General features: G+C 42.9%; 21 protein-coding genes. 8 read left to right on the top strand and 13 right to left on the bottom strand.

The features are described from left to right. Positions 1-251: 251 nt before the first annotated feature. On the top strand, positions 252-1,622 hold the full coding sequence (locus AAIH57_RS04280; protein ID WP_430020658.1) for an amino acid permease: 1,371 nt from the start codon (positions 252-254) through the stop codon (positions 1,620-1,622). 51 nt (positions 1,623-1,673) lie between these two features. Here AAIH57_RS04280 and asnA read toward each other — a convergent pair whose 3' ends face one another. The 3 genes from asnA to csaA all read right to left on the bottom strand — a co-directional run bounded on the left by asnA (position 1,674) and on the right by csaA (position 4,018). Beyond that, positions 1,674-2,687, bottom strand: coding sequence for an aspartate--ammonia ligase (asnA, locus tag AAIH57_RS04275; protein WP_413033385.1), 1,014 nt, complete (start codon positions 2,685-2,687; stop codon positions 1,674-1,676). Between the two features lie 134 nt (positions 2,688-2,821). After that, positions 2,822-3,457, bottom strand: coding sequence for a LysE family transporter (locus AAIH57_RS04270; protein ID WP_413033386.1), 636 nt, complete (start codon positions 3,455-3,457; stop codon positions 2,822-2,824). Positions 3,458-3,685: 228 nt separating this feature from the next. After that, complete coding sequence (gene csaA / locus AAIH57_RS04265) at positions 3,686-4,018, bottom strand: chaperone CsaA (RefSeq protein WP_413033387.1); 333 nt, start codon at positions 4,016-4,018, stop codon at positions 3,686-3,688. Between the two features lie 287 nt (positions 4,019-4,305). Between csaA and AAIH57_RS04260 the strand changes: the two genes are divergently transcribed. Further along, entirely contained in the window at positions 4,306-5,184 is an 879-nt protein-coding gene (locus AAIH57_RS04260; protein WP_430020657.1) for an aminoglycoside phosphotransferase family protein, read from the top strand. A 90-nt stretch (positions 5,185-5,274) separates the two neighbouring features. On the opposite strand, the gene nspC is transcribed toward AAIH57_RS04260, so the two are convergent. From nspC to AAIH57_RS04240, 4 genes are all read right to left on the bottom strand, one after another. After that, the gene (gene nspC / locus AAIH57_RS04255) at positions 5,275-6,402 is read right to left on the bottom strand and encodes a carboxynorspermidine decarboxylase (RefSeq protein ID WP_430020656.1); all 1,128 of its coding nucleotides are present in this window, start codon (positions 6,400-6,402) and stop codon (positions 5,275-5,277) included. Position 6,403: 1 nt separating this feature from the next. Then, entirely contained in the window at positions 6,404-7,642 is a 1,239-nt protein-coding gene (locus AAIH57_RS04250; protein WP_430020655.1) for a saccharopine dehydrogenase family protein, read from the bottom strand. Between the two features lie 933 nt (positions 7,643-8,575). Continuing rightward, positions 8,576-8,926 (bottom strand): DUF3221 domain-containing protein, encoded by a 351-nt coding sequence (locus AAIH57_RS04245; RefSeq protein WP_430020654.1) that lies wholly within the window; start codon positions 8,924-8,926, stop codon positions 8,576-8,578. A 283-nt stretch (positions 8,927-9,209) separates the two neighbouring features. Then, complete coding sequence (locus tag AAIH57_RS04240) at positions 9,210-9,788, bottom strand: TetR/AcrR family transcriptional regulator (protein WP_413033392.1); 579 nt, start codon at positions 9,786-9,788, stop codon at positions 9,210-9,212. Positions 9,789-10,159: 371 nt separating this feature from the next. Between AAIH57_RS04240 and AAIH57_RS04235 the strand changes: the two genes are divergently transcribed. Continuing rightward, a complete protein-coding gene (locus AAIH57_RS04235; RefSeq protein WP_413033393.1) occupies positions 10,160-11,020 on the top strand; it encodes an alpha/beta fold hydrolase in 861 nt (286 codons plus the stop codon). 531 nt (positions 11,021-11,551) lie between these two features. Then, the gene (locus AAIH57_RS04230; RefSeq protein WP_430020653.1) at positions 11,552-12,145 is read left to right on the top strand and encodes a hypothetical protein; all 594 of its coding nucleotides are present in this window, start codon (positions 11,552-11,554) and stop codon (positions 12,143-12,145) included. Between the two features lie 131 nt (positions 12,146-12,276). On the opposite strand, the gene AAIH57_RS04225 is transcribed toward AAIH57_RS04230, so the two are convergent. The 3 genes from AAIH57_RS04225 to AAIH57_RS04215 form a co-directional block, all read right to left on the bottom strand. Then, positions 12,277-12,891 (bottom strand): hypothetical protein, encoded by a 615-nt coding sequence (locus AAIH57_RS04225; protein WP_430020652.1) that lies wholly within the window; start codon positions 12,889-12,891, stop codon positions 12,277-12,279. Positions 12,892-13,429: 538 nt separating this feature from the next. Continuing rightward, a complete protein-coding gene (locus tag AAIH57_RS04220) occupies positions 13,430-14,179 on the bottom strand; it encodes a gamma-glutamyl-gamma-aminobutyrate hydrolase family protein (protein ID WP_430020651.1) in 750 nt (249 codons plus the stop codon). A 228-nt stretch (positions 14,180-14,407) separates the two neighbouring features. Then, positions 14,408-15,607: an MFS transporter gene (locus tag AAIH57_RS04215; RefSeq protein ID WP_430020650.1), complete on the bottom strand. Its 1,200-nt coding sequence runs from the start codon at positions 15,605-15,607 to the stop codon at positions 14,408-14,410. 233 nt (positions 15,608-15,840) lie between these two features. Between AAIH57_RS04215 and AAIH57_RS04210 the strand changes: the two genes are divergently transcribed. Beyond that, the gene (locus AAIH57_RS04210; RefSeq protein WP_430020649.1) at positions 15,841-16,710 is read left to right on the top strand and encodes an AraC family transcriptional regulator; all 870 of its coding nucleotides are present in this window, start codon (positions 15,841-15,843) and stop codon (positions 16,708-16,710) included. 83 nt (positions 16,711-16,793) lie between these two features. On the opposite strand, the gene AAIH57_RS04205 is transcribed toward AAIH57_RS04210, so the two are convergent. Then, complete coding sequence (locus tag AAIH57_RS04205) at positions 16,794-18,779, bottom strand: methyl-accepting chemotaxis protein (protein ID WP_430021330.1); 1,986 nt, start codon at positions 18,777-18,779, stop codon at positions 16,794-16,796. 385 nt (positions 18,780-19,164) lie between these two features. Beyond that, a complete protein-coding gene (locus AAIH57_RS04200; protein WP_430020648.1) occupies positions 19,165-20,073 on the bottom strand; it encodes an ArsR/SmtB family transcription factor in 909 nt (302 codons plus the stop codon). A gap of 174 nt (positions 20,074-20,247) precedes the next feature. Here AAIH57_RS04200 and AAIH57_RS04195 point away from each other — a divergent pair, with 174 nt between their 5' ends. Both AAIH57_RS04195 and AAIH57_RS04190 read left to right on the top strand, forming a co-directional pair. Next, positions 20,248-21,738, top strand: coding sequence for a glycoside hydrolase family 43 protein (locus AAIH57_RS04195; RefSeq protein WP_430020647.1), 1,491 nt, complete (start codon positions 20,248-20,250; stop codon positions 21,736-21,738). Between the two features lie 154 nt (positions 21,739-21,892). Beyond that, complete coding sequence (locus AAIH57_RS04190) at positions 21,893-22,315, top strand: hypothetical protein (protein WP_430020646.1); 423 nt, start codon at positions 21,893-21,895, stop codon at positions 22,313-22,315. 115 nt (positions 22,316-22,430) lie between these two features. Here AAIH57_RS04190 and AAIH57_RS04185 read toward each other — a convergent pair whose 3' ends face one another. Next, positions 22,431-23,471: an NAD(P)-dependent alcohol dehydrogenase gene (locus AAIH57_RS04185; protein ID WP_430020645.1), complete on the bottom strand. Its 1,041-nt coding sequence runs from the start codon at positions 23,469-23,471 to the stop codon at positions 22,431-22,433. Between the two features lie 292 nt (positions 23,472-23,763). Between AAIH57_RS04185 and AAIH57_RS04180 the strand changes: the two genes are divergently transcribed. Beyond that, entirely contained in the window at positions 23,764-24,177 is a 414-nt protein-coding gene (locus AAIH57_RS04180) for a MerR family transcriptional regulator (RefSeq protein WP_175394806.1), read from the top strand. Positions 24,178-24,232 lie beyond the last annotated feature (55 nt).

Raw genomic sequence — 24,232 nt, 5'->3', positions numbered from 1 at the left:
ACTCTCTCCTAAATATCATTTCCATGAATACGAAATTGCAGTGAACACATGCATTTTCACGTTGCGTTGTCGCCGGGTGATTCCTTTTCCAAAAATTAGACACCTTTTAGTGACGTATTGATTGTAAGATACCGTTTGGAGTCATGTCAACGAATCATTGACCTTTTAACGCGAAAAACTGAAGTTACGGAAGACGGCATATTTTATCCTTTATTGGATCACCTTATCTGAGAAGGAGAGGTGTATCTACATTGACCGATTTAAGTTGCACTGCACAAGACGCTTCCTCATCGTCTGAAGGAAAGGGGAAGGGAGAGTTAAAATGGTGGCAGCTTTCCCTGCTTGGCATCGGATGTACGATTGGAACCGGGTACTTTCTAGGTTCGGGAATCGGTATTAAACAGACTGGACCTTCCATGGTGCTGTCCTTTTTGATAGCGGCATTGGGTACCTATATTGTGTTTCATTTTCTGGCGAAAATGACTACGGCAGATCCTCAAGAAGGCTCGTTCTGTTATTATGCTGGCAAAGCATTTGGACGCTGGGCACGTTTCGGATGCTGCTGGAATTACTGGAGCACCAAAATTTTGATCATGGGAAGCCAATTGACTGCCTTGTCCATTCTCTCCCGATTCTGGTTTCCGAATGTTCCCCTTTGGGTTTTTGCAGCAGGATATGCGGTACTGTCCATTTTTGTTGTATTGCTCGGCACACAGTGGTTTGACAAAATCGAGAATGTTCTAGCCGTAGTCAAAACGGCTGCTATCGTTATGTTTATTCTGCTAGCCGCAGCTGCACTCTTTGGCTGGATTCATGGGGGCAGCAATGAAAGACCGGGCTTTCCTGGTTCAGCTTCTGAAGTGTTCCCTGGAAAATTCCCGGCCTTCTGGTCCTCGCTCCTCTATGCGTTTTATGCCTATGGCGGCGTGGAGACCATCGGTCTCATGTCCATTCAGTTACAAGATAAAAAGGATGCCCCCAAAGCGGGAAAGGTCATGCTGACTGGACTGTCAATCCTGTACATGTTATCGATCGGACTGGCCGTATTCATGGTGCAATATACGAAGATGAATGAAAAGGAAAGTCCATTTGTAACCGCCTTGTCTTCGTATCATTTGGCCTTTTTCCCACATGTATTCAATGGGGCCATCATCTTGGCCGGTTTTTCAGCCATGAGCGCCTCATTGTTTGCAGTCGTTAACTTATTGGTTACCATGTCCAAGGACGGGGACGCGCCCAAGTTATTCAAGATCAAGTTGAAATTTAAACAGCTCCCCCTGCCATCCCTTGCTCTAGCCGCGGTTGGATTATGTGCATCCATCGTAACAGCCCTTCTACTGCCAGGAAAAATCTACGAGTACATCACCACCGCAGCTGGTATTCTGCAGATGTATAACTGGTCCTTTATCATTATTGCAGCGTTCAAGATCCTCCGGATCCGCTTGCGAGATGTAATCTTTGGCATATCGGGTTTGATTCTGTTATTGGGTGCCGTTAGTGGTACACTAGTGAAGCCAGACATCCGGGTGGGCTTTTTCGTAAGTCTAATCATGATTGTTGTTATTGGTCTGGTCACCTGGATCATGACGAGATGGTGGAAAAAACATAAGGTCTCCACTTAATCAAACAAAAAAAAGGATATCCTCATTGGATATCCTCTTCTCGATTTTGTTCTATAGCAAAGGGATATTTCCCTCTTGGCACTCCTGCCAGGTTCTCTGATTCCACACCGAAGCCTGCACCTCGCCAATATGGGCTTTTCTTAACAAGAACATATAAAGCCGGGATTGACCAATGCCGCCTCCCATAGTAAATGGCAATTCCCCATTCAAAACAGACTGATGAAAATCAAGTGCAGCCCGTTCTTTCGTTTGGCTCAGAGCAAGCTGCTTTTCGAGAGAAACGGCATCCACGCGGATCCCCATGGATGATACTTCCAGTGCCTGCTCCAGTACAGGATACCACAACAATATATCTCCGTTTAGTGTCCAATCATCGTAGTCAGGGGACCGACCATCATGAATTCTTCCGGAATCCAGTAATCCACCTACCTGCATAATGAAGACAGCACCGTATTGGCGCGCTATCTCGTTTTCTCGTTGTTTTGGCGTGAGTTCAGGGTATTGATTTTCTAATTCTTGTGTTGTAATGAAGAATATCTGAGCTGGAAGAATGGGTTTAAGGCATGAATATTGTTTGCACAGTTCCTGTTCCGTAGCCTGAATGGAACGATAGATCTTATGAACTTCTTCCTTTAAAGTGGTCAGGTTACGCTGTTCTACAGCGATCACTTTTTCCCAATCCCATTGATCCACATAGATGGAATGCAGATTATCCATCCACTCATCACGTCTAATCGCATTCATAACAGTATACAATCCTTCTCCCACCTGGAACCCATATGTCTTCAGAGCAATACGTTTCCACTTGGCTAGCGATTGGACGACTTCAATCTGCCCCTCTTCCATATCCAGTGCGTCGAAAGAAACCATACGCTCTACACCATTCAAGTTATCATTGATTCCTGTACCTTCCTGCAAAAGAACCGGTGAAGGTATCTGCATGAGGTTTAAGTTCAGCTCCAACTGCTCCTGAAATGTTTTTCTTGAAAAATGTATCGCCTCGGCAGTTTCTCTGAGATTCAGCAGCGGTTTATACTCGCTTGGTACAACAATCGTTCGCAGCATTTAGGTACATCGTCCCTTCAGTTTAATTTTCATGCAGCGTTCTGCATAACTGATGAGAGCAGTCTATGTGCCTAATGTGCATGTGTCGCGTTGTCCCAGTACAGAAGCGTTGCATTTGGGTGTATGCCCAACCTCTACGAAAATAAGGCTCGCAGCCCCTGCAGAGCAAAATATACCCCGAATCCAACGAGGGACAACCCGGATACAACGGAAATTATGGCGAGGCTCTTTTGATTGAGATAACGCCTCATACCTGTGGTCAAACCCGCCACCAACACATCCCAGAGCGTAAGTCCGATAAAGATCATGCTGCTGTAGATCAGCAAATGACTCGTCCCAAAAGATACTGCCGTTTTGGCCAAAATGGAGCCGTAAATCCCCAGCCAGAAAATGATGGACATCGGACTCGTAATGGACATGAAAAAGCCAAGCATGAAACAGTGGATAAGGGAATCTTTACGGTTTTTGGACGAATGAAGTTTCAGTTTATTAATCTGCAAGATGCTTTCAATCCCGGTATAGGTCAGTGTGAACCCGCCAACAAGCCAGAGGAGAATTTGAACCATGGGGATATTGAGGAATTGAACCAAACCCAAATAAATCAAGAGCATAAATGCGGCATCCGCAATCATTGAACCCGCACCGACCATCCAGGCATGCCAAAATCCATTCTTGATGCCCTTGTCCAATCGTGCTGAATTCACGGGCCCAATGGGAGCAGCAAGCGTCAAACCAAGGAAAATATAACTGATCAGAAGTTGAACACTCAACTCTTCTTCACTCCTACTCGCTTGTCCGGTTTATTTCCACATCTTATGATCCTGACCCTTCTAAAATGACACAATGTTAAATATCTTCCTTCAACATATATGAACACAAGATACAAACAAAAGGCCATTTCACAAGACAGATGAACATGTCCGGAAATAGCCTTTGATTATTTTAGCAGTCTATGAAATTGCATTTTTGAGATCTTAAATGTCACGAAGTCGCAATCTCTACGCTATAGGTGTCCCTGCAGGTAGTTCAATATCCGGTTGTAACAGAACGACATCTCCCTTTTCGGGCACCCCTCCTAAAACGAGTACCTCAGACTTAAATCCGGCAATCCGCCGTGGAGGAAAGTTAACTACCCCGATAACCTGTTTCCCTATGATATCCTCAGCTGCATATCTTTTGGTAATTTGCGCACTCGATTTTTTGATTCCAATCTCTTGTCCAAAATCAATCTCAAGCTTGATTGCAGGCACTTTGGCTTCCGCAAAGAACTCAGCGTGAATAATGGTTCCTATTCGGATGTCCAGTTTTAAAAAATCATCAATCGTTGCCATGTATACAAACTCCTCCCAATAATAGATGAAATTATTGCATATAAAAAGAAGTACGCCTAAACCGTAAATTTACATTATATCATTGTTTTATTGGTGTAACTAAATCTTTAATAGATATAGAACTATCGTCATTAGAGATAAGTAATTTATTTTTCGAGGCCAGTTTATATTCCGATGTTTTATTTCATATCATCCTGTACAATTACACTATTCATAAAAAATTCCTTTACTTAGAAACGGCAGTAAAATAAAGTGGAAATCAACTTCAAAAGAATGAGGCGAATGATATGATTGAAATTACTCCTGAACTGGTACGTCAATTAATCCATAGCCAATTTCCCAAGTGGAAAGAGTTAACAATTGCACCCGTAGAAAAAAGCGGACATGATAACCGCACCTATCGACTGGGAAACGATATGACTATTCGCTTGCCGAGTCATGAACGTTACGCCTCTGCTGTGAAGAAAGAGATGGCATGGCTTCCTGTTTTCAAGCCTTTACTATCCTTGCCAATCCCGGCCCCTGTTGCAGAAGGTGAACCTACGGAGGAATATCCCCTTCCCTGGTCCATCAACCGCTGGATTGAAGGTGAAACTGTCTCACATGACAATATCGTTGATCTGAACACATTTGCTGAGGATCTTGCAAATTTCCTGAAAGAATTAGAAGCAATCGATGCAAGCGAAGGGATACCAGCAGGCATTCAAAACTTTCATCGCGGAGGAAACTTGGCCGTTTACGATTCGGATACCCGATCCGTCATTGACGGTTTATCCGGCCAATACGATCAAAAGCTGTTATTGGAAATATGGGATCTTGCCCTTGCCACAAGGTATGAATCGACACCGTTATGGCTGCATGGTGACGTTGCAGTAGGCAATCTGCTCGTGCAAGATGGGCGATTATGCGGCGTGATTGATTTTGGAACGATGGGCGTCGGCGATCCTTCAAGTGATTTGGTAATGGCTTGGAATTTTTTTGATGATACAAGTAGAGACATTTTCCTCGGGCGGATGAACGCTGACCCAGATATGATAAACCGTGCACGTGGTTGGGCTTTATGGAAAGCGCTTATCACCTATGCTTGGAATGAACCGGATACGGAGTCATCGAACTGGGGAAAACGTGTTATCGATGTTATTATTCGGGACTATAACTCACTTTAAAATTCAGAAAAGCACCTGAAGATGCATATAAAAACCGGATTCCTATTAGCGGAATCCGGCTTACTATTAATTCGTATATATTATGACCAACTATGCCAGTCTCATTTTGAAATCCTGATATCCGAATTCCCGAACGACTTCGCAATCGCCGTCTTTTCTTTTTACCGCAATAGCTGGCAGCGGCATGCCGTTGAACGTATTCGTTTTGACCATGGAATAGATCGCCATGTCTTCAAAGACCAGACGGTCGCCCTCTTTCAAAGGCTGATCGAATGAATAATCTCCAATGACATCACCGGACAGACACGTTTGCCCGCCAAGACGGTACAGATGCGGTTTCTCTCCTACTTCTCCTGAGCCTACCAGCGGCGGACGATACGGCATTTCCAGCACGTCTGGCATGTGGCAAGTGGCTGAGGTATCCAAAATGGCAATGTCCATGCCGTTTTTGTGGAAATCCAGCACGGAGGTCACCAGATAACCTGCATTCAGCGCAACTGCTTCTCCCGGTTCCAGATATACTTCAAGGCCATATTTGTCCTGCATGCGTTTAATGCATGCTTCCAGTCTTGGAATATCATAATCTTCCCGCGTAATGTGGTGACCACCGCCAAAATTGATCCATTCCATTTGCGGCAGCCATTGTCCGAACTTCTCTTCTACCGCGTTTAGTGTTGTTTCCAGATCGTCGGAATTTTGCTGGCACAACGTATGGAAATGCAGTCCGGAGACGCCCTCCAGCAGCTCTGCTTGGAAATCCTCTTGCTTCGCTCCAAAGCGGGAACCCGGAGAGCACGGATCATAAATCTCGTGCCCCTCCTGGGTAGAGCATTCAGGGTTGATGCGCAAGCCGACCTTACGGCCAGCCTGAAGCGCCTTATCCTTGAATTTTGCCAGTTGGGAGAATGAATTAAAAATAATATGGTCGCAGATGGAGAGAATCTCGTCGATCTCTTCTGCGCGGTATGCCGGAGCAAAGACATGATTCTCTTTACCCATTTCCTCGTGGCCCAGGCGTGCTTCATACAAGCCACTCGCCGTTGCACCGCTCAGATATTCTCCGATCAATGGATACATCGCAGTCATGGAGAATGCTTTTTGAGCGAGCACGATTTTGGCACCTGTACGCTGCATAACACCGTTCAGGATTTTCAGGTTTTTCTCGATAAGCCCCTCGTCAACAACAAAACATGGCGTCGGTAATTGCTCAAACCGCATTTTAACGAACAAGCTCCGATTCTTTAACTTCTTCTGGCAGCTCATCAACGAGTACCGGGTTGAAGTCTTCTACCCATGGAAGACCCCATTTGTTCAACTCTTCCATGAATGGATCCGGGTTGAACTCTTCAACATTGTATACGCCCGGTTTGTTCCATTTTCCAGTCATCACCATTGCTGCACCGATCATTGCTGGCACACCTGTCGTATACGAAATGGCTTGGGAGCCAACCTCTTTGAAGCACTCTTGGTGATCACAGATGTTGTAAACGTAGTATGTTTTGTCTTTGCCGTCTTTTTTCCCTTTGAAAATACAACCGATGTTCGTTTTACCGACAGTACGTGGTCCAAGGGACGCCGGATCAGGCAATACAGCCTTCAGGAATTGCAGCGGAATGATTTGTTTACCTTCGAACTCGATCGGTTCGATCGAAGTCATGCCCACATTTTCAAGAGCTTTCAAGTGAGTAAGGTAGCTTTGGCCAAATGTCATGAAGAAACGGATGCGTTTCAGACCAGGAATGTTTTTCGCCAGAGATTCCAACTCTTCGTGGTACAGCAGGTACATGTCTTTTTCGCCAACTTCCTTGAAGTTGTAGACACGTTTGATTTCCATCGGTTTTGTTTCGATCCATTCGCCATTTTCCCAGTATCTTCCGTTAGCCGAAACTTCGCGGATGTTGATTTCCGGGTTGAAGTTGGTTGCGAACGGATAGCCATGGTCGCCGCCATTGCAGTCCAGGATATCGATGTATTCGATTTCGTCGAAATAGTGCTTCAGGGCGTATGCAGAGAATACGCCAGTTACGCCTGGGTCAAAACCGCTGCCGAGCAGTGCAGTAATTCCTGCTTTTTCAAAACGCTCTTTGTAATCCCATTGCCAGCTGTATTCGAATTTTGCTGTATCTTCCGGCTCATAGTTTGCTGTATCCATGTAATGCGTTTTGGTTGCAAGGCACGCATCCATGATTGTCAGATCTTGATATGGCAGAGCCAGATTCATTACGATATCCGGTTTCACTTCGTTGATCAGGGCAATCAGTTCATCTACATTGTCCGCATCCACTTGTGCTGTCGTAATTTTCGTTTTGCCACCGTCCAGCTTGGCTTTGAGTTCATCACATTTGGATTTTGTACGACTCGCGATACAAATTTCCTCAAAAACTTCGCTATTTTGAACGCATTTGTGTACTGCCACAGAAGCCACGCCGCCGGCGCCGATGATTAGTGCTTTTCCCATTTTCCATTCTCCTATCCCAATATGTAGATTTTTTTTGTTTTTTTGATTAAAACGTCCGTTTCAAGGTCTTCTCATTTTCCAACTTCCGTCTGTTCCTGATACAACAAAAAAAGCAAGGTGAAAAATGCCGCAATCGCGCATCATCACACTTGCTTGTCGATATACATCGTGAAAAAACGTAAAGTCTCCATGACCAAAAAAGTTCCCAAGAACTCTTCTAGCGGAAAGCTCCCTCATGTATATCAATATTAGATCAGAGTCTATATAGCAAATAATTCGCCTTTACCACTCTTATTGACCGTTTCACAAGTTGATGTGCAATTGCACTGGTTGTAAAGTAACCAACTTATAAAATTTGAGCTTTTAACTCAATCAATAAGGCAACATGAAGTTGCCAATCGGCGTTTGACCCGGCTGTCCGTATGGCCTTGACTCCCTAGAGGAAGTGGTCAAAATTATCTGCTGGAAAGTTCTCAATCCAATTGATACATTGGCTTTCCAAAATCACAGGTTAAACAATATCAAACACTCCAAGAAAAATCAAGGCATAATTCTAAAAATATTTTTTCCTCATTTTGGACTGACCTCATCCTGGGTTGGCAGCTCCCTTTTTCGCTCAACTTTCCAGATCTCTTTTAGTATTTCGAATTGATTACTCAGCTGGTTAAATGCATGTTTGTCGTTTGTACAATGTAGCACTAACGTATGACTGGAAATCATCATCACTGAAGAAAGCTCGTTCATAATTGATATAAAGACATTTCTCAAAGAAATGCACGTTTTCCCTGCTGTTTCAAACACGATAAGTTATCAATGAATTTATATTTATCAATAGGCATTTGTATAGTTACTAAAGATAGCGTAAGTTTACACCATTAACCATTTATATTCTTCGACTATTATTTGTACTTATTTACTTGTAGATTGACTATCTCATTCTTCTATTTCGATCTTTCCCGCTACGATTTGAGGTGGATCAGATTGTCCGACAACATAAAACCCTTCTTCATTTACTTTTGGTGAAACTTTAACTTTGTCCCCCACTTCGAGCTGCTCATAGAGCTCGGAATCTTCCACAATATAGGAGATGACCTTAATCTTCTTTTCTCTGAGAGCAGCAAGATTACTGCCAGCTTCTTCGGGAGGTATATTTTCCGCTACCAGGATTCGTTCTGCTTCCTTCAGTATGATATAATCCCCTGTTTCGTTTGCTGAGAAGAAATAGCATCCACTAAGTGAACATAGGAGAGTTAATACAATCGCACCTATGACCGGTTTTCTCAATCGTACTCCTCCTCACAATACAGCTACCTTCTATATAAGACGTTGAAAGTGGAACGTTTGTTGCTTTTTCACCAAACAGCTGCTAACAAATAAAGCCGCAAATATGCGGCTTCGATGCATTCGCTTGAAAATGCTCAAGTACAACTTTACCTACTGTCCGGACATCTCCAAAAGATGGTGAGCTATGCGCAGATTGTCGGCGGTGATCGGCTTCAATTTCTGTGCCATGGTCGTCCGTATGATACCTTGATCCACGAGCCGTGCAATTTCATTCAACAGGTTTCTATTTTTCTAAAATCTGCATGGTCATCGTGGTAATGCGACTTAGCTTTTCCTTTGACACCGATGTCCGTGCCATCACTCTTAATCCTGTTAGAGCATTGTGCAAATACTCAGCTAATTCCTGTGCCTCATATCGATCTGTGAACTCCCCATTTTGTTGTCCCCACGTAACAATCTCCACAAGCAGATGCTCAACTCTTTCGAAGCCTCCAACTGCCTTGGCATCGACGTCTTCATCCCGACAAGCCATTTCCACAGCAGAATTGACGAACATGCACCCAGGTGGAGCATCCTCTTCACCGTTACTCATATAATCAAAAATGAACTGAAGTGCTTCCTTCGCTGTCTTCGATTGCTTGACGCCCGCCCCCAATTTGGCATCGGTTCGGTTCTCGAAGCGCTCCATTGTTTTAAAGAATAAGGTTCGTTTATCTGTAAAAGTATCGTAGATACTTCTGCGATGGATGCCCATGTGCTCGACAAGATCACTCATCGATGTCTTCTCATATCCCTGTTCCCAGAAAAGCTTCATGGCTTTTTCCAGCACTTCGTTTTCTTCAAATTCCTTGCTTCTGGCCATTTAAAGTCCCTCCAATCATCAACCATCACAAGTATATCATTTTGAGAATGATCGATGAAGAATATTGATGGAGTTTTAATTCTGGCTTGGTATCAGGTTAAGAAGATCGTTTAGAATACAACTCCTATTCACGAACCCTGATTTTTTAAAAACAGTCGTTCTATAAACACTAGATTGGTTTGTTTTTCCTGTGAATTCACCCTAACATTATGAGAACGATCAGTAAGTGTTTTTTACCGATTGTTCTCATAATCATTCGGATTGTTTGTGTCCATAGGTATGAGTTTAATATTGTGTGAGCAGAACGGTTTTATTCGTGTTCTTAACCGAAGTAACTCTACTGTAATAGTAAATTGCTAGGAGGAATCAAGATGGGACAATATGTACAGGTAGAAGACAAAGTTAAAATCTATGTTGAAGATATCGGTGAAGGCGTTCCGGTCATCTTCCTTCACGGCTGGCCAGCCAACCATCTCATGTTCGAATATCAATATACATTGCTGGCTTCTCATGGTTACCGGTGTATTGGGATCGATATCCGTGGATTTGGCAAATCCGATGCGCCATGGGAAAGTTATTCTTATGACCGGATGGCAGATGATCTTCGTACTATTATTGATGAACTTCGCCTGGAGCATGCAGCTCTAGTTGGTTTCTCCATGGGTGGCGCTATAGCTTCACGCTATATGGCACGTCATCAGGGCTACGGTATTAAAAGATTATTGCTGGCCGGTGCTGCCACACCTGTATTTACCCGCCGCCCAGGTATAGAGTATGGTATGGATCCGGATGAGGTAACCTCGCAGCTCATCAACGCTACTTACGAGAACAGACCTGCAATGCTCAATAAATTCGGTCTGAAATTCACGAAAACAAAATCTAATCCGGGTATGCTGGTGTGGCTGGAATCTCTTTGTTATCAGGCATCTCACCATGGTACCATCAAAGCCGCAGCCTCATTAAGAGACGAAGATCTTCGAAATGATCTGGCTTCCATTAACATACCGACAGTTGTGTTCCATGGACAAAAAGATAAAATTGTTGAGCCTGAGCTAGGAGAATTAACGGCACAAAGCATCGCAAATGCTCGCTTGGTGAAGTTCGAGGATAGCGGTCATGCCATGCTCTTCGACGAGCCGGAAAAGTTCAACCAGGAATTGTTAACCTTCCTTGATGGAATGAGTTCAGAGTATGTGCAGCTCAAAACGATTGAATCGCCCCGCAGTCTGTAGTAGCGGGCTTTAATATGATGAAGTAGCCAATTAAGATGGCCTCCTGTTTGTATCTGACAAACAAGGGGTCTTCTTTTTTAGTTATAGTTAAGGCTAACTATTATTTTGAAACCATTCACAAAAGATAGACAATGCAAAAAAAGAGCTTGAATTTTATTTCTTAGTCATGTAGTTCTTTTTGTAACAATGAGGGTGTGTAAACGTAACGGATTATGGTGGTAGATACTAAGTACGAGATATGTTTTTCTGTTGTGAATTTTTCATATGATGAAATGTCATAAAATTAGTCTTGGTATCAGAATCAAAGGCTGGATTTCGCCACGTTCTTTTTACTTTTTCAAAAACACTCCTGTTGCTGGCGGAAATTATCTAGCAGTTTTTGGCAGCGAGCGAGTCAGAATGAACGTTTCCGATCTAAACAAGTGAATGGCGATTTCAAACCTTTGTCCGTATGTTTTGTTTGTAATAGTGAAAGATAGAATTCGATGTGTTTAGTTGATTAGAATTTTTTAATATCGGAGGGTTTCCTTAATGAAGAAACTGTCTCGTGGCTTATTAACTGTAGTTATTAGTGGAATCTTACTGCTATCTGCATGTGAAAAATCAAGTGAAGCTTACGTTCCTACCAGTAATGAAGAATCGATCAGTGACGCCAGTCAAACACCTTCAACCAGCAATACACCAGCTTCAAGTACTTCCCCCACAGAATCAGAAATGTTAATTAATCCAGAAGATTTGGAACTCAAAGAGATTTCAGCGGCGAACTTTGAAAAAGGTATATTCATTGATTTTGACCGATATAAAAAAAGCTTTTTTAACGATGATATTATCTCAAAATTCAAAAGCAACATTGAAGCCGTTGTGGAGAATGACAAAGAAAAATTCGGAAAATATCTCTATGAAGGTTCTCGGAAAGAATCAATCTTTTTCAGTGAAGAAGACGTGCAGTATATGTTCTATGATCTGGATCTCCTGGAGAAAATAAAAATTGATGGACGTGAACAAATTCGAGTGGGCATTCAATATGCCAAAAAATATGCTGATGAGCGTATTGAGAACACAGCTATTACTTACTTCTTTACAAAAAACAAAGAAGGCAAATGGCGTATTGAAAATATCGATTAGAGTTTGATGTAAGAGCACTATAAATGTAAACAAAAAAGGGAGCAGTTGCTTTTGCAGCATGCTCCACTTTCCGAATTAGTTTTAATGTAGATAAGGAATGAGATACTTCAACGTCTTCTTTTTTAACCAGTCTACTCATCAAAACGCAAGGTGAACACAAGCGCCCATTCCGTTTTGCTTAGTGAATCCTCTGAAAGATCTGGGGCATTTATTTGGTTTGCACTTGTAGCGTGCATACCAAGCACATGAACAGGCTGTTCGCCTGTGAACGTCTGTGTTCCCGTATTCTGAACCAAAGCGCTTGCTTTCAACTCTGAATTCCAGGGAAGAGTATAAGTAGCTAAGCCTGACCCCGTTTTGATTTTGATTATACTCAATTTTTTTTGTTCCTCTATAGAGACTGAATCAATCGATATGATTAAATCAATTTCATTACTTTTCTCTTGCCCCTCCAAACTGAAAAACACATCTCCAATCGATCCTGCAGAATCAACTTTCTTCCCATTCTCCCAAATGTCCATATCCAGCCTGGCATAAGGTTTACTTCCCTCATACGCTAATATAAATGCACCCGACATCATGCCAAGAAAAGGTTTAAACCTCGCTGCTTCCCCTTGGGACAGATCAATAGGAGTTAGTGTTATACGGTTAGGTTTCGAATGATCTGGTGTGATTGTCTCAGTCTTTTCTTTAGTGCAGCCCGTCAATACGAGCAAGAAAATACAAACAAAAGAAATTATCCGCAATTCACCACTTCCTTCATTTTTATTATTTTTGCAAAAGCTGAATCGCTATATTTACTTGCACAAACCTTTAACCAAATAATAAAATTATAGCATACATTTTTTACAATTTAACCAATTAATATCAAGGAAGGAGTTGGTTATAATCCAAGAAATAATAACGTCGGTAATAAGTTTACTTTTATTCGTACTATTAATGTGGAAGCATAGAAATGTATTGAAAAAGCTATCACCTAAACAGTTAATCGGGGTTACTATTACTTATGTATTTGCAATTTTAATTGCGTTTATTTGTATTTACATAGGCGGAAATTGGCTAGCAGACTTCATTCCATTCCAATTTATAAGCGTTGGCATATTCATTCTGATCATATTAGTGACATTATCCCTAATACATTTCTGTTTAAGTAGGATTTTATCTAAAATAACAAATGGGATATTTGGTTCTTAATAGTACTCTAATTAAAGTTTTGAATCTTGATTATCGGGTCCAATCTGAAATAAAAAAGCAGCCGATCATAAACGAACCAGCTGCTTACATTTAAGCGGTGATTTCTTCGACATTGTTATAAGCACTTAGAGGATTACAAGCGCTGACAAAAGCTGAAAATAGTCTATGGCTATGATCATCTACTTTATAACTGTACTCTGGATGCCATTGCACAGCCAACACAAATTTTTGGTTGGGCATAACCACAGATTCGACCAGACCATCTTCAGCAACTGCCGCTGCAGTTAACTTGTCAGATAACGTCTTGATCCCTTGGTGATGATAACTGTTCACTTGGATCATATCTGTTTGTACAATATCATGCAGCAAATTATCTTGTTCAATATGTACCTGATGCACAATATTGGTATATGGCGGGCTTTGTTTATGGTTAACTGGATCGCTCACATGAACCTGTGCAGGGATGTCCTGATACAATGACCCACCCAACATCACGTTAAATAATTGTAGTCCGCGACATATGCCCAAGGCAGGTTTATCGAGCTCTATTACTTTTTGAAAAAGAAGTGACTCCATCCTATCGCGTTCAATACATAACTCCCCACAGGTCTCCTCTACCCTTTCATGATAAAGCTCCGGATGGAGATCATGTCCGCCTGTAAACAGAAATCCATCAAATGCATTAGCCAGTGCTGCAATAATCTCGAGGTTTTGGGTCAACGGGAGCATGACCGGAATTCCACCCGTCTCTTCAATGGCGTTCATATAATCTGGAAGCATCCAATAGCTTTCTTTGTTTGAATCATATAATGGCAGGACACCGATCATGGGCTTTTTCATTGGTTTACCTCCTCATTGGTTGAATGCATGAAGATCACATTTGTGGATTGAGAAATCTTTTCATTTATTTTATCAGAACTCCTCATATACAAGCTCACTAAATTGTTGCACTTTCTTACTATTAAAGTTCTACTCTCCGAGCACAATTAAATCTAGATTTGTTTAAAAATAAAAAGACCCAATGTATGCTGAAGTACCATACACTAGGTCTAATCCAAATCTTCAAATCTAAGCCGCGTTTGAAGTGGCTGCTTCTTCCGAATTCAATTGAATGGAACGCTGGCATATTCTCGTAATGGCAAAAGCCAGCAAAGCTAGCACCACAGCAACCGGAGGTACCCAGTTCACACCACCCAAATTGACGGCAATCCCCCCGACTCCTGAGCCGAGTGCAATCCCCACGTTAGCCGCCACAGGCAGCAGTGTAGACGCGAACGCTTTTGAATTCGGTGCGATCGCTGCAGATACGTCGAACAAATAGAGTTGGGATGCAGCGCTCATGGAAGATGACAGGCATCCAATCAGGAACAGGAACGCCAAGCCGAGCCACAGATTGGACAAGGCAAAGCTCAGTCCCAAGAAGATAACGGCTTGAATCACAAAAAGCCACTTGAGCTTGGGCAAGAAATCGCCCTTGGCTATTTTGGCACCGATCCAGTTGCTCAGGATGCTGCAGGCTCCATAGATGAGGAGTACGCCGCTGACCCAACGTGCAGGCACACCCATGGACTCACTCAGAATCGGGGTGATATACGTGAACGTTACGAAGATACAGCTGTTTCCCAATACCGGGATCAGACAGGCTAGCAAGATCCGCGGCTTCAAAAAGAGAGCCATCTGATCGCTGAACGAACCAGTAACGGTTGTCGTGCGGCGCGGAAGTATCCGGAACATGAACACAAACGGCACGACACCGATACATGCGGTAACGACAAATGTCATGGACCAGCTCAGATGCTGTCCGATGAACGTACCAAGCGGAACACCTAGCACATTCGCGATGGAGAAGCCGCCCAAAATCCACGCGATAGCTTCTCCTCTCCGCTCCCGGTTCACTGCGTCGCTTGCGATCGAGATCGAAAGCGATATCGTAAGTCCACAAGCAACGGCTGATATGATGCGAATCGCCATCAAGGAAGTGAACGTTGTTGAAAACACAGTCAACACATTCAGAGCAAGCACAATGGCAAATCCAATTAAAATCGAGCTTCTTCTGGATATTTTCGCCAAGGAAGCCACAGCGAATGGTGTACCGACTGCATAGGCAATGGCAAAACCGGAAACAAGAGCACCCGCAGCAGCGAGGGACACTTTCATGTAACTTTCAATTTCCTTCAATACACCCACGATCACATACTCGGTTGTTCCCAGTACAAAGCTGACCAGCGTAAGTGTTAAAATAAGTAAATTCTCTCTTGTTCTAGTCATAAATCAGTTCTCACTAATCCTTTCTAATGTTGCAAGCGCTTCAATTTCTAAAACGTTTTCTAACGAGTGTAATTTCTGCATTCCCATCCCTTCAGTTTCGATATATAGTACATATTGGATAGTGAAATTGTACTGTCAGATATGCCAGGGCGACAATCAAGGTTGTTGTGGTTTTATTTCAAAACATTATGAATGTTGTCATTTCATCATAGAACCTCGAAGGGAAGACACAGATGAATACACGTCACGAACCCGGCCAATTGAGTGAGGACCAGGATTGCATCATTATTTACGTAGGGAAGCTGGCCGATAACCCCGATTGGAGTTTTCCAACACATAAACACGACGACCTACATGAAATCATTTACGTAAATGAAGGCAAAGGATCCTTCACCATTGATGGTGTGAAGCATTGGGCTCAAAAGGGGGATCTGCTCATTTACAATAAAGGAACACTTCATGAGGAGAAATCCGACCCTGAGTTTCCGTTATCCACCTTTTATTGTGGCTTTCGTTTCAAAGAAGGTGCCCGTGATCATAACGATTGGGTCATTCCTCCAGGGAGCGAACCGATCATTCGAGCAAACCGCTATTCGGACGAGCTTCATTCGTTAATGCAGACCCTGTTCAGTGAATTTTCTATTCGAGAGGATGGATACGAGTCCATCTCCCAATACGTCTTGAAAGCTGTACTGGTGATCATCGATCGAATGTCCCGTCATCAGCTCACTGCAGGTGAAATTGTTCGCAGCAACACGCTTGCCGAGAGCATTAAGGACTATTTGGATACCAACTACCGGCAAAACATCAAACTGAAGGAACTTGCAGATCAATTTCATATTGATTTCTATTACTTGATTCACATGTACAAAAATCACTATGGTACTTCCCCCTATCATTACTTGATCCAGCGAAGAATGGGTGAAGCAACCCGATTGTTAGTCTCAACCAAGAAAAAAATATGGGAAATTTCCAAACTGGTCGGGTATGATAATCCCAATTACTTCACCATTCTGTTTACGAAAACAGTCGGAGAATCGCCGCGAAGTTTCCGGAAACGAAATCAAAAGGACATGTTCGGGGATGCTGCATCCAGTCAGTAAGAGGAACGTGTTATTCTCTACAGCACAAAGGCGCTCCTTTAGGAGCGCCTCGTCTTATCGTATAAACTAACCTTAAATCTAATCTAAAGAGTAAATCGACGAACCAGCTTTTGCATATTCTCAGCCGTTTTGGATAGCTGTACAGATGATGCCGAGATCTCCTCCATTGCCGCCATTTGCTGTTGGGCTGCAGCCGAAGTAGTCTGGGCACTGTCAGCCGACACTTTCGAAATATTGGCCATTTCGGCAACCGTAGCAGAGACCTGCTCCGTACTTGCTGACAGCTGCTCTGATACAGCAGATACATCTTGGATTTGATCCACAATATGCGTTGTAAATTGTTCAATGTTGGATATCGTAGCAGAAGCTTCTCGGCTAATGCGCATTCCTTCACCAACTTGATTACGTACTTTATCATTCATCAGTGAAGTGGATTTCTCAATCAGATCGAACATTTTGCCAATGGTAGCAGCAATTTGTTCCGCACTTTGTTTGGATTGCAAGGATAACATACGTACTTCACCTGCAACAACAGCAAAACCTTTTCCGTGTTCCCCTGCTCTTGCTGCTTCAATAGAAGCATTCAGTGACAGAAGATTGGTTTGCCGAGAGATATCGGCAATGGCTTCGTTCATTCGATTGGCCTCTGCTGATAGATTGGACAGCTCGTTAATTAAAGCTGAAGTTTCTTCAACGGCTCCAAGAATATGTTCCATCTGTTCTCCGACTTGGTTTATGGTTTTCCCACCGTTTGCGACTGCACGTTCCGTCTCTTCGGCCGAATCAACAATCGCACTCGCAGATTCTGCGATCGTACTGATGCCTCTGGCCATTTCTTCCACTGCGTTCGCGGTTTGTTCCGAATTCTCCGCCCCAATTACAGCTGTTTCGGCAGTCTGCTGCATGGTCTCGGCAACATGTTGAACCGATACGGTGGTTTGTTCTGTGCTTTCCTGTATCAATTGTGATGAATGACTTAGCAACGAGGATGTCTGATTCAGTTCAGTAACAACTGACTGCAGCGAAATGGTCATTTGGTCAAAATCATTTGCCAATAAGCCGAATTCGTCTTTGTTTTTCAGGTTAACTCGTTCCGAAAGATTTCCTTCCCGTACACTGCGGGTTGCCGTTCGCAGTTTTTGCATGGGTATCATAAAAGATCTCAGAATAAAGAATATGATGACTCCGGCTAACAATACAGAAACAATAATTACCGTAAGGCTAGTGACCAGAATTGGTTTCGCTGCGGCGATGAAATCTTCATGGCCCATCAAAGCAATAACATTCCAACCCGTTAAAGCATTGACACCGTTGTAAACCTCCAAGTCATACTCCAGGTCAGTTCTCACAAATTGGGAGAAGGCCATCGCTTCATCCGAACTTGAAGCCGTATTGGGATGGACTGGTATTCCGTCAATAAGTGCTCCACCGAGCTCTCCTCCCCCACCTTTTGCAATGGCACCGGACCAAGCCGCGATGGTTCGATTGGCATCAACGACGATCAGACTTCCATTGCCTCCAACATCCACATAAGATAGCTCTTTGGCTAGTGGCTCAAGATCAAGTTTAATATTTGCCACACCTTGTTCGTTAGTTAGAGCTTTTGATATCTCCACATAAATCTTTCCGGAAACCGGGTCTTTCGTGATGTCAGAAAAAGTTAGCGCCCCATTGTTGCTTTTACCATTGGTGTACCATTCCGTACTGCGTGGATCGTAGGCTGCTTCCCCTATTTCTGGAGAAGTAATGAAATTGCCCTGCTCATTCCCCACCGTGATGGCGAGAATCTCAGGATATGTATCAGCTAATTGGTTTATTTCTGCTTGAACTGCTTCGGTGTTCGCTTCGATGGATGCGGAGCCAAACATGTGATCTAAATAACTCAATAATTGTGCTTTTGCGCCCACCAGATTGTCAATGTGCTGCCCTGTCATTGTTAACATGGTATTCATTGGATCTGTCATTCTTTGTTGAACCTGATCCTGCGCACTGTGATAGGAGAAATATCCGATAAGCGCTGTTGGAATAATGAGTACAGTAAGGAAAGCTGCAATTAGCCTGGTACTCATTAGACGTAAAACAGATGCCCCTTTTTTAACAAAAGATATTTCTTTCTTTTTATTTTTCTTTTTTTCTTTCAAATGGATCGCCCTCTCCCTATGAATTCAGAACAATACTATATATCGGTATATCTAGTAAATACTTTAATTAATGGTATATTTTTATTTCAAAAGTAATAAACAGATTTTTAGAATTGAACTTTTCTCGGTTGAAAAAACACTCGTGAATCTTCAATTTGTTTCTGAAATTAAACACAAAAAAACCCATATATATACACACCCAAAGAAACTTTGGGCATTTATATACATAGGTATTGCCTGAAAAAAATCAGTAACAAGCCTTATTTGTTTGTATTATAGCATAAATAAAAAGGATGTGTTAACTATATTCAGGTTAATTGCCAAGATGTACGCGGATCACAATATCCTGGTCATGATTGCCGAATCCAGCCCCATACAAGGTTAATCCCCCGACATTTACCGCTTGTTCCTCAACCGCGAATCGAAGGGTCCAGAATGGTTCACTCAGCTTAATATCATCTAAAGTCACGCTTGACATCTGCTCTCCATCTATGTGTGTTCCTGACGCATCTATTCGAATCGTCTTCAACAAGCCATATTGATTCACGTTACGGTGCCACCATTCCGGTGTATATTTACCGCGTGCCGCTCTTCCAAAATCCGCCGGACTCGTCCAGGTTCCCAGTACAATGCCATTAAACGTAAATGTAATATCCGATGGCCAATCGTCTCTTAAGCCGGGTGCTTCAGAAGCAATCTCCATGGAAATTTCTATAGCCTCGGCTTTCGGGTCGGGGAATAGATAGTTCGGTGTCTTGTACTCAACATAACCTCTCCCGAACCACAGTATGGAAGCTTGCACCCGCTCAGGATCCAGGAAGTAACGAGGATCATCCCATATTCCTATTTCCTTCTCTCGCGTACCCAGTCCGCAAGTTGGATGGATATCAAATGCGGTGTAATGACCAACGGAAATGGTCTGCTCTCTTATATTCGCGACTCTGCTGGCGGAAGGCAGTTCAATTTCAATCTTTTTTTGTTTGAGAAAACACATTTTGTGTGTCCCACCGTTTCGACGCACTCTGCGACTCCCAATGAGTTCTGCTTGTTCGAGTTTTCGTATGTGCATCGTCACAATGGACGGACTGAGTTCGATCTTGGCCGCTATATCCTTGACACTCAATTCTTGATCGGCAATTAACTTCATGATGTTCCATCGGACTTCACTAGCCAATGCATCGTATAATGCCATAAATTTGGATTCTCCGTTTGATCGGATCATGTACACACTCTCCTGAGACACTTGTTGAAATCATATTTATATAAATTTATAGAATATTAAAAGAAAATACAACCTATTTATATTGAAATAAAATGGATAGTGGTGTTTAATTTCATTATTCCATGCGATTAGAATTCTTATTTATATGAATTTATCATTGAGGTGAAAGAACAGATGAAGTTTAATAATCCGGTCGTTAAAGGTTTTTATCCAGATCCAAGTGTGTGTAAAGTAAACGATACCTATTATCTGATTTGCAGTTCATTTCAATATTTTCCCGGCGTTCCGATCTTTGAAAGCAAAGATCTTATTAATTGGGAGCAAATCGGTCATTGTCTGACGAAGACAAGCCAGGTCCAACTTGAACATGTGAATAGCTCAGGAGGCGTATTCGCTCCTACTCTTCGTCACCATAACGGACGATTCTATATGACGACGACAAATGATACGACACGCCAAAATTTCTATGTATGGACAGATGACATTTATGGCGAATGGTCTGAACCGATTTACGTAGATCAGGGTGGAATTGATCCGGACTTATATTTCGAAGACCATAAAGCGTACTTCATGAGCAACGGCTCTGATGATTTTGGTGTATCGGGTATCGTACAATGTGAAATCGAGATTGAAACCGGCAAGAAACTTACGCCAAGCCGTACGATCTGGCAAGGGACAGGCGGTCGTTATCTGGAAAGTCCTCATATGTATAAGATCAACGGCCTATATTATCTGCTGGCTGCTGAAGGAGGTACAGAGTACGGACACATGGAAACGTATGCCCGAGGCGCCTCTGTATCCGGTCCCTTCGAAGCGTATCCTCACAATCCGGTCCTAACCAACCGAAATCTGGGCGGTTATGAGCTGCAGGGTGTAGGACATGGCGATCTGGTTCAGGATAATCAAGGGAATTGGTGGCTTTTCCATTTGGGGTTCCGGCAAATTGGACAATGGCAGACCTATCATCATCTTGGCCGCGAAGTTTTTCTGGCGCCTGTAACATTTCATGAGGATGGCTGGTTTACAGCAGGTCATAATGGGACTACTCTACTAACCTTCGAAACAGATCGGATACCCGATTCCGTTGTTCAGGCAGAGAAAAAGTCATTTACGTTTGAAAATACGGAATGGCACAAGGACTGGTGTTATCTTAGACACCCTCATTCGCAGAATTATCTCCTACAGCCAAACAAGCTCACATTGAAAGGGACTGACATTTCGCTGGATCAACCGGATACACCTACCTTCATCAGTATACGGCAAAAAGATTTCAATGCGGTTATATCATGCGATGTCAGCCTCACCGACGGAGAAGCGGGTATCACCCTCTATATGGATGAACATCATCACTATGACATAGCTATAAGGAAAGACAACGATGGCTACAAGGTTATCGAGCGGCTTAATATCGGAGATATCAAATCCGTTGAAAACGAAGTAGACTTGGGAAGCAGTAATCAAGCAACTCTGAAAATCCGGGCGACTCATGATCGCTATACCTTTATACTTCATGCAGATGGCGAGGATATTCACTTGGGCAGTGCACAAACGAAATACCTTTCCTCTGAGGTCGCTGGTGGTTTTACAGGTGTTGTTATCGGTTTATATGCTTACGGACAAGGTGCTTTGGCCGAGTTTTCCGAATTTAAGTGTGACTATATTTAATATACAACTACACCAAATAAGACAAAAAAGAAGTGCCCTTTTCTCGGTTTTCTACGGGAAAAAGGGCGCTTCTTTTTATTAGAGACAAGGTGTCCATTCAAACTAAAAACATTTGAATATACTATTCTGTCACATATAAAAGGAGGAATGGTTTATGGCTCAATTTCTGGATGCAAGAACATCCCAAAATGCAAGTTTGGCCAACTCGATTGCTATTCCCATCTTGCTTCTGAATACACCACAGTTATTTGGCCAGATTGGATTGCTGACTGCAGGAGCAGGGCCGAATCTCAGGGTCCAATTCAAAGGAACCGTTTCGGTACAATTACCGCTGGCTCTTGCGGGAATAACAATTACTGTTGTCAGAGGAACTCTGCCAACGGGCCCGGTCATATATTCCGCAACATCCACATTTGGATTGAGTGTTCTGGCGCCACAAGTGATCACCTTCTCAGGAAATGATTTTAATCCACCACTCTTACCCCAATTAACCTATAGTGCATATGTTAGCTCCAATCTGCTTGGTACGGTTCGCGTTGGCCCTGAAAACTTCGATGGATTCGTTGTCTCGGACTAATGAGATCTAAAATCTCTCTAATCAATATATTCCAGCAAAAAAGTGAGGATGTCCTCAAAGCTAAAGCTTTGGAGACATCCTCGTTTATGGTACAAGTTTGCGTTTAATGAACAACTTACATTGTGCTAATATCAATGACGAATCTGTACTTCACATCGGAAGCCAATACACGTTTGTAGGCTTCGTCAATTTGGTCAGCTGAGATGATTTCGATGTTAGGTACGATATTATGCTCCGCACAGAAATCCAGCATTTCCTGAGTTTCCCGAATGCCCCCGATCATGGATCCTGCAAATGAACGACGATGTCCGATGAGAGACATCACGTTTACTGCTAACGGTTCCCCGGGTGCGCCTACGTTAACCAGAGTACCATCCAGAGTGAGCAATTCGAAGTAAGCGTTAATGTCAATATTGGCACTTACCGTGTTAATAATCAAATCAAAGGAACCCGCAAGTTTCTCAAAGGTTTCCCCTTCACTTGTAGCATAATAATGGTCTGCGCCGAACTGCAAGCCATCCTCTTTTTTATTCAACGATTGGGACAGAACAGTTACCTCGGCACCCATGGCGTGTGCAATTTTTACAGCCATATGACCAAGTCCGCCCATACCTACTACCGCTACTTTCTTACCTGGAGCTGCTCCCCAGTGATGAAGCGGCGAGTATGTCGTAATCCCTGCGCAAAGTAATGGCGCAGCGACATCAAGCCCGATGTTGTCAGGAATGCGGACGATGAAGTCTTCGGTCACGACAATGTGAGTAGAATAGCCGCCTTGTGTAGGCTCGCCGTATTTATCAACACCTGCGTAGGTAGGAATATTTCCTTTGAGACAATATTGCTCTTCTCCACGCTGGCAGTTCTCACATTCGCCACAGGAGTCAACCATACATCCGACCCCTACTCGGTCACCGACCTTATATTTCGACACTTCGGTTCCTACATCCGTAACAATACCAGCGATCTCGTGTCCAGGTACAAGCGGATAATTCACAGGGCCCCATTCACCATGAGCCGTATGGATGTCAGAATGACAAATGCCGGCATATTTGATTTCGATCAGGACATCATGAGTATCCAAATCACGTCGTTTAATTTCAGCCGCCCGGAACGATTGGTCCGGACCGTCCACAGCTCGTGCTTTAGCAGTTATCATAATAGTAACCTCCTGAAATGTTCATTTTTTAAGAGAAATGCTCGTTAGGGACAATACATATCAGAATAAACATTAATTTTATCCCTGCTCTTTTCTCTTGCAAACTCATCATAATCCCTCTAGTTAACTCTAGGTCAAATGTCTATTCTTAAAAAAATTTAGGTGGTTTTTAGAATACCGCTTCATACCCTTCATGTTTCTGTGAATTTTGACATCCTGAATACAGAGTGATAAAATTTCACACATATCCTAGAGTTAGCTCGAGGTCTATGCCTAGAAAAGGAGAAGACAAATGCCTTATTCGATCAGTGAAGTTGCCAAAGAATTGAATCTCACCGTATATACATTGCGTTATTACGATAAGGAAGGACTTATGCCTTTTGTAGAACGTACCCCTAGCGGAGTACGCAAGTTCAAAGATTCAGACATCGATTTCTTAAAGATCATTCAATGCCTGAAACTTACCGGTATGCCAATCAAGGATATCAAAGATTTCATCGAATGGTGTTCCGAAGGCGATTCCACACTGCAGGAAAGGTACGACATGTTTATTGAGCGAAAGGCTAGTGTAGAAGCACAGTTGGAAGAACTGAGAAAGACCATGGAAGTCATAGAACATAAATGCGCCTATTATAAAACTGCTCTCGAAGCCGGAACGGAAGAAATTCATAAACAGAATAAGATTAGTCATTCGATGTCCAACTAAAGAGGAACAAAAAAAACTAGACTCCTTTGAGGGTCTGGTTTTTTTGTGCTAATCA

The sequence above is a fragment of the Paenibacillus sp. MABNR03 genome (genome assembly GCF_050455445.1).
Lineage (GTDB): Bacteria > Bacillota > Bacilli > Paenibacillales > Paenibacillaceae > Paenibacillus > Paenibacillus xylanilyticus.
This window is presented reverse-complemented; position numbering and strand designations above follow the sequence as displayed.

Excerpts from the sequence above, each read along its gene's own strand:
- nspC (WP_430020656.1), bottom strand. The coding sequence starts at position 6,402 with ATGCGGTTTGAGCAATTACCGACGCCATGTTTTGTTGTTGACGAGGGG.
- AAIH57_RS04180 (WP_175394806.1), top strand. The coding sequence starts at position 23,764 with ATGCCTTATTCGATCAGTGAAGTTGCCAAAGAATTGAATCTCACCGTA.
- AAIH57_RS04235 (WP_413033393.1), top strand. The coding sequence starts at position 10,160 with ATGGGACAATATGTACAGGTAGAAGACAAAGTTAAAATCTATGTTGAA.
- asnA (WP_413033385.1), bottom strand. The coding sequence starts at position 2,687 with ATGCTGCGAACGATTGTTGTACCAAGCGAGTATAAACCGCTGCTGAAT.
- AAIH57_RS04250 (WP_430020655.1), bottom strand. The coding sequence starts at position 7,642 with ATGGGAAAAGCACTAATCATCGGCGCCGGCGGCGTGGCTTCTGTGGCA.
- AAIH57_RS04240 (WP_413033392.1), bottom strand. The coding sequence starts at position 9,788 with ATGGCCAGAAGCAAGGAATTTGAAGAAAACGAAGTGCTGGAAAAAGCC.
- csaA (WP_413033387.1), bottom strand. The coding sequence starts at position 4,018 with ATGGCAACGATTGATGATTTTTTAAAACTGGACATCCGAATAGGAACC.
- AAIH57_RS04195 (WP_430020647.1), top strand. The coding sequence starts at position 20,248 with ATGAAGTTTAATAATCCGGTCGTTAAAGGTTTTTATCCAGATCCAAGT.
- AAIH57_RS04230 (WP_430020653.1), top strand. The coding sequence starts at position 11,552 with ATGAAGAAACTGTCTCGTGGCTTATTAACTGTAGTTATTAGTGGAATC.
- AAIH57_RS04220 (WP_430020651.1), bottom strand. The coding sequence starts at position 14,179 with ATGAAAAAGCCCATGATCGGTGTCCTGCCATTATATGATTCAAACAAA.
- AAIH57_RS04215 (WP_430020650.1), bottom strand. The coding sequence starts at position 15,607 with ATGACTAGAACAAGAGAGAATTTACTTATTTTAACACTTACGCTGGTC.
- AAIH57_RS04205 (WP_430021330.1), bottom strand. The coding sequence starts at position 18,779 with ATGAGTACCAGGCTAATTGCAGCTTTCCTTACTGTACTCATTATTCCA.
- AAIH57_RS04185 (WP_430020645.1), bottom strand. The coding sequence starts at position 23,471 with ATGATAACTGCTAAAGCACGAGCTGTGGACGGTCCGGACCAATCGTTC.
- AAIH57_RS04200 (WP_430020648.1), bottom strand. The coding sequence starts at position 20,073 with ATGATCCGATCAAACGGAGAATCCAAATTTATGGCATTATACGATGCA.
- AAIH57_RS04210 (WP_430020649.1), top strand. The coding sequence starts at position 15,841 with ATGAATACACGTCACGAACCCGGCCAATTGAGTGAGGACCAGGATTGC.
- AAIH57_RS04260 (WP_430020657.1), top strand. The coding sequence starts at position 4,306 with ATGATTGAAATTACTCCTGAACTGGTACGTCAATTAATCCATAGCCAA.
- AAIH57_RS04190 (WP_430020646.1), top strand. The coding sequence starts at position 21,893 with ATGGCTCAATTTCTGGATGCAAGAACATCCCAAAATGCAAGTTTGGCC.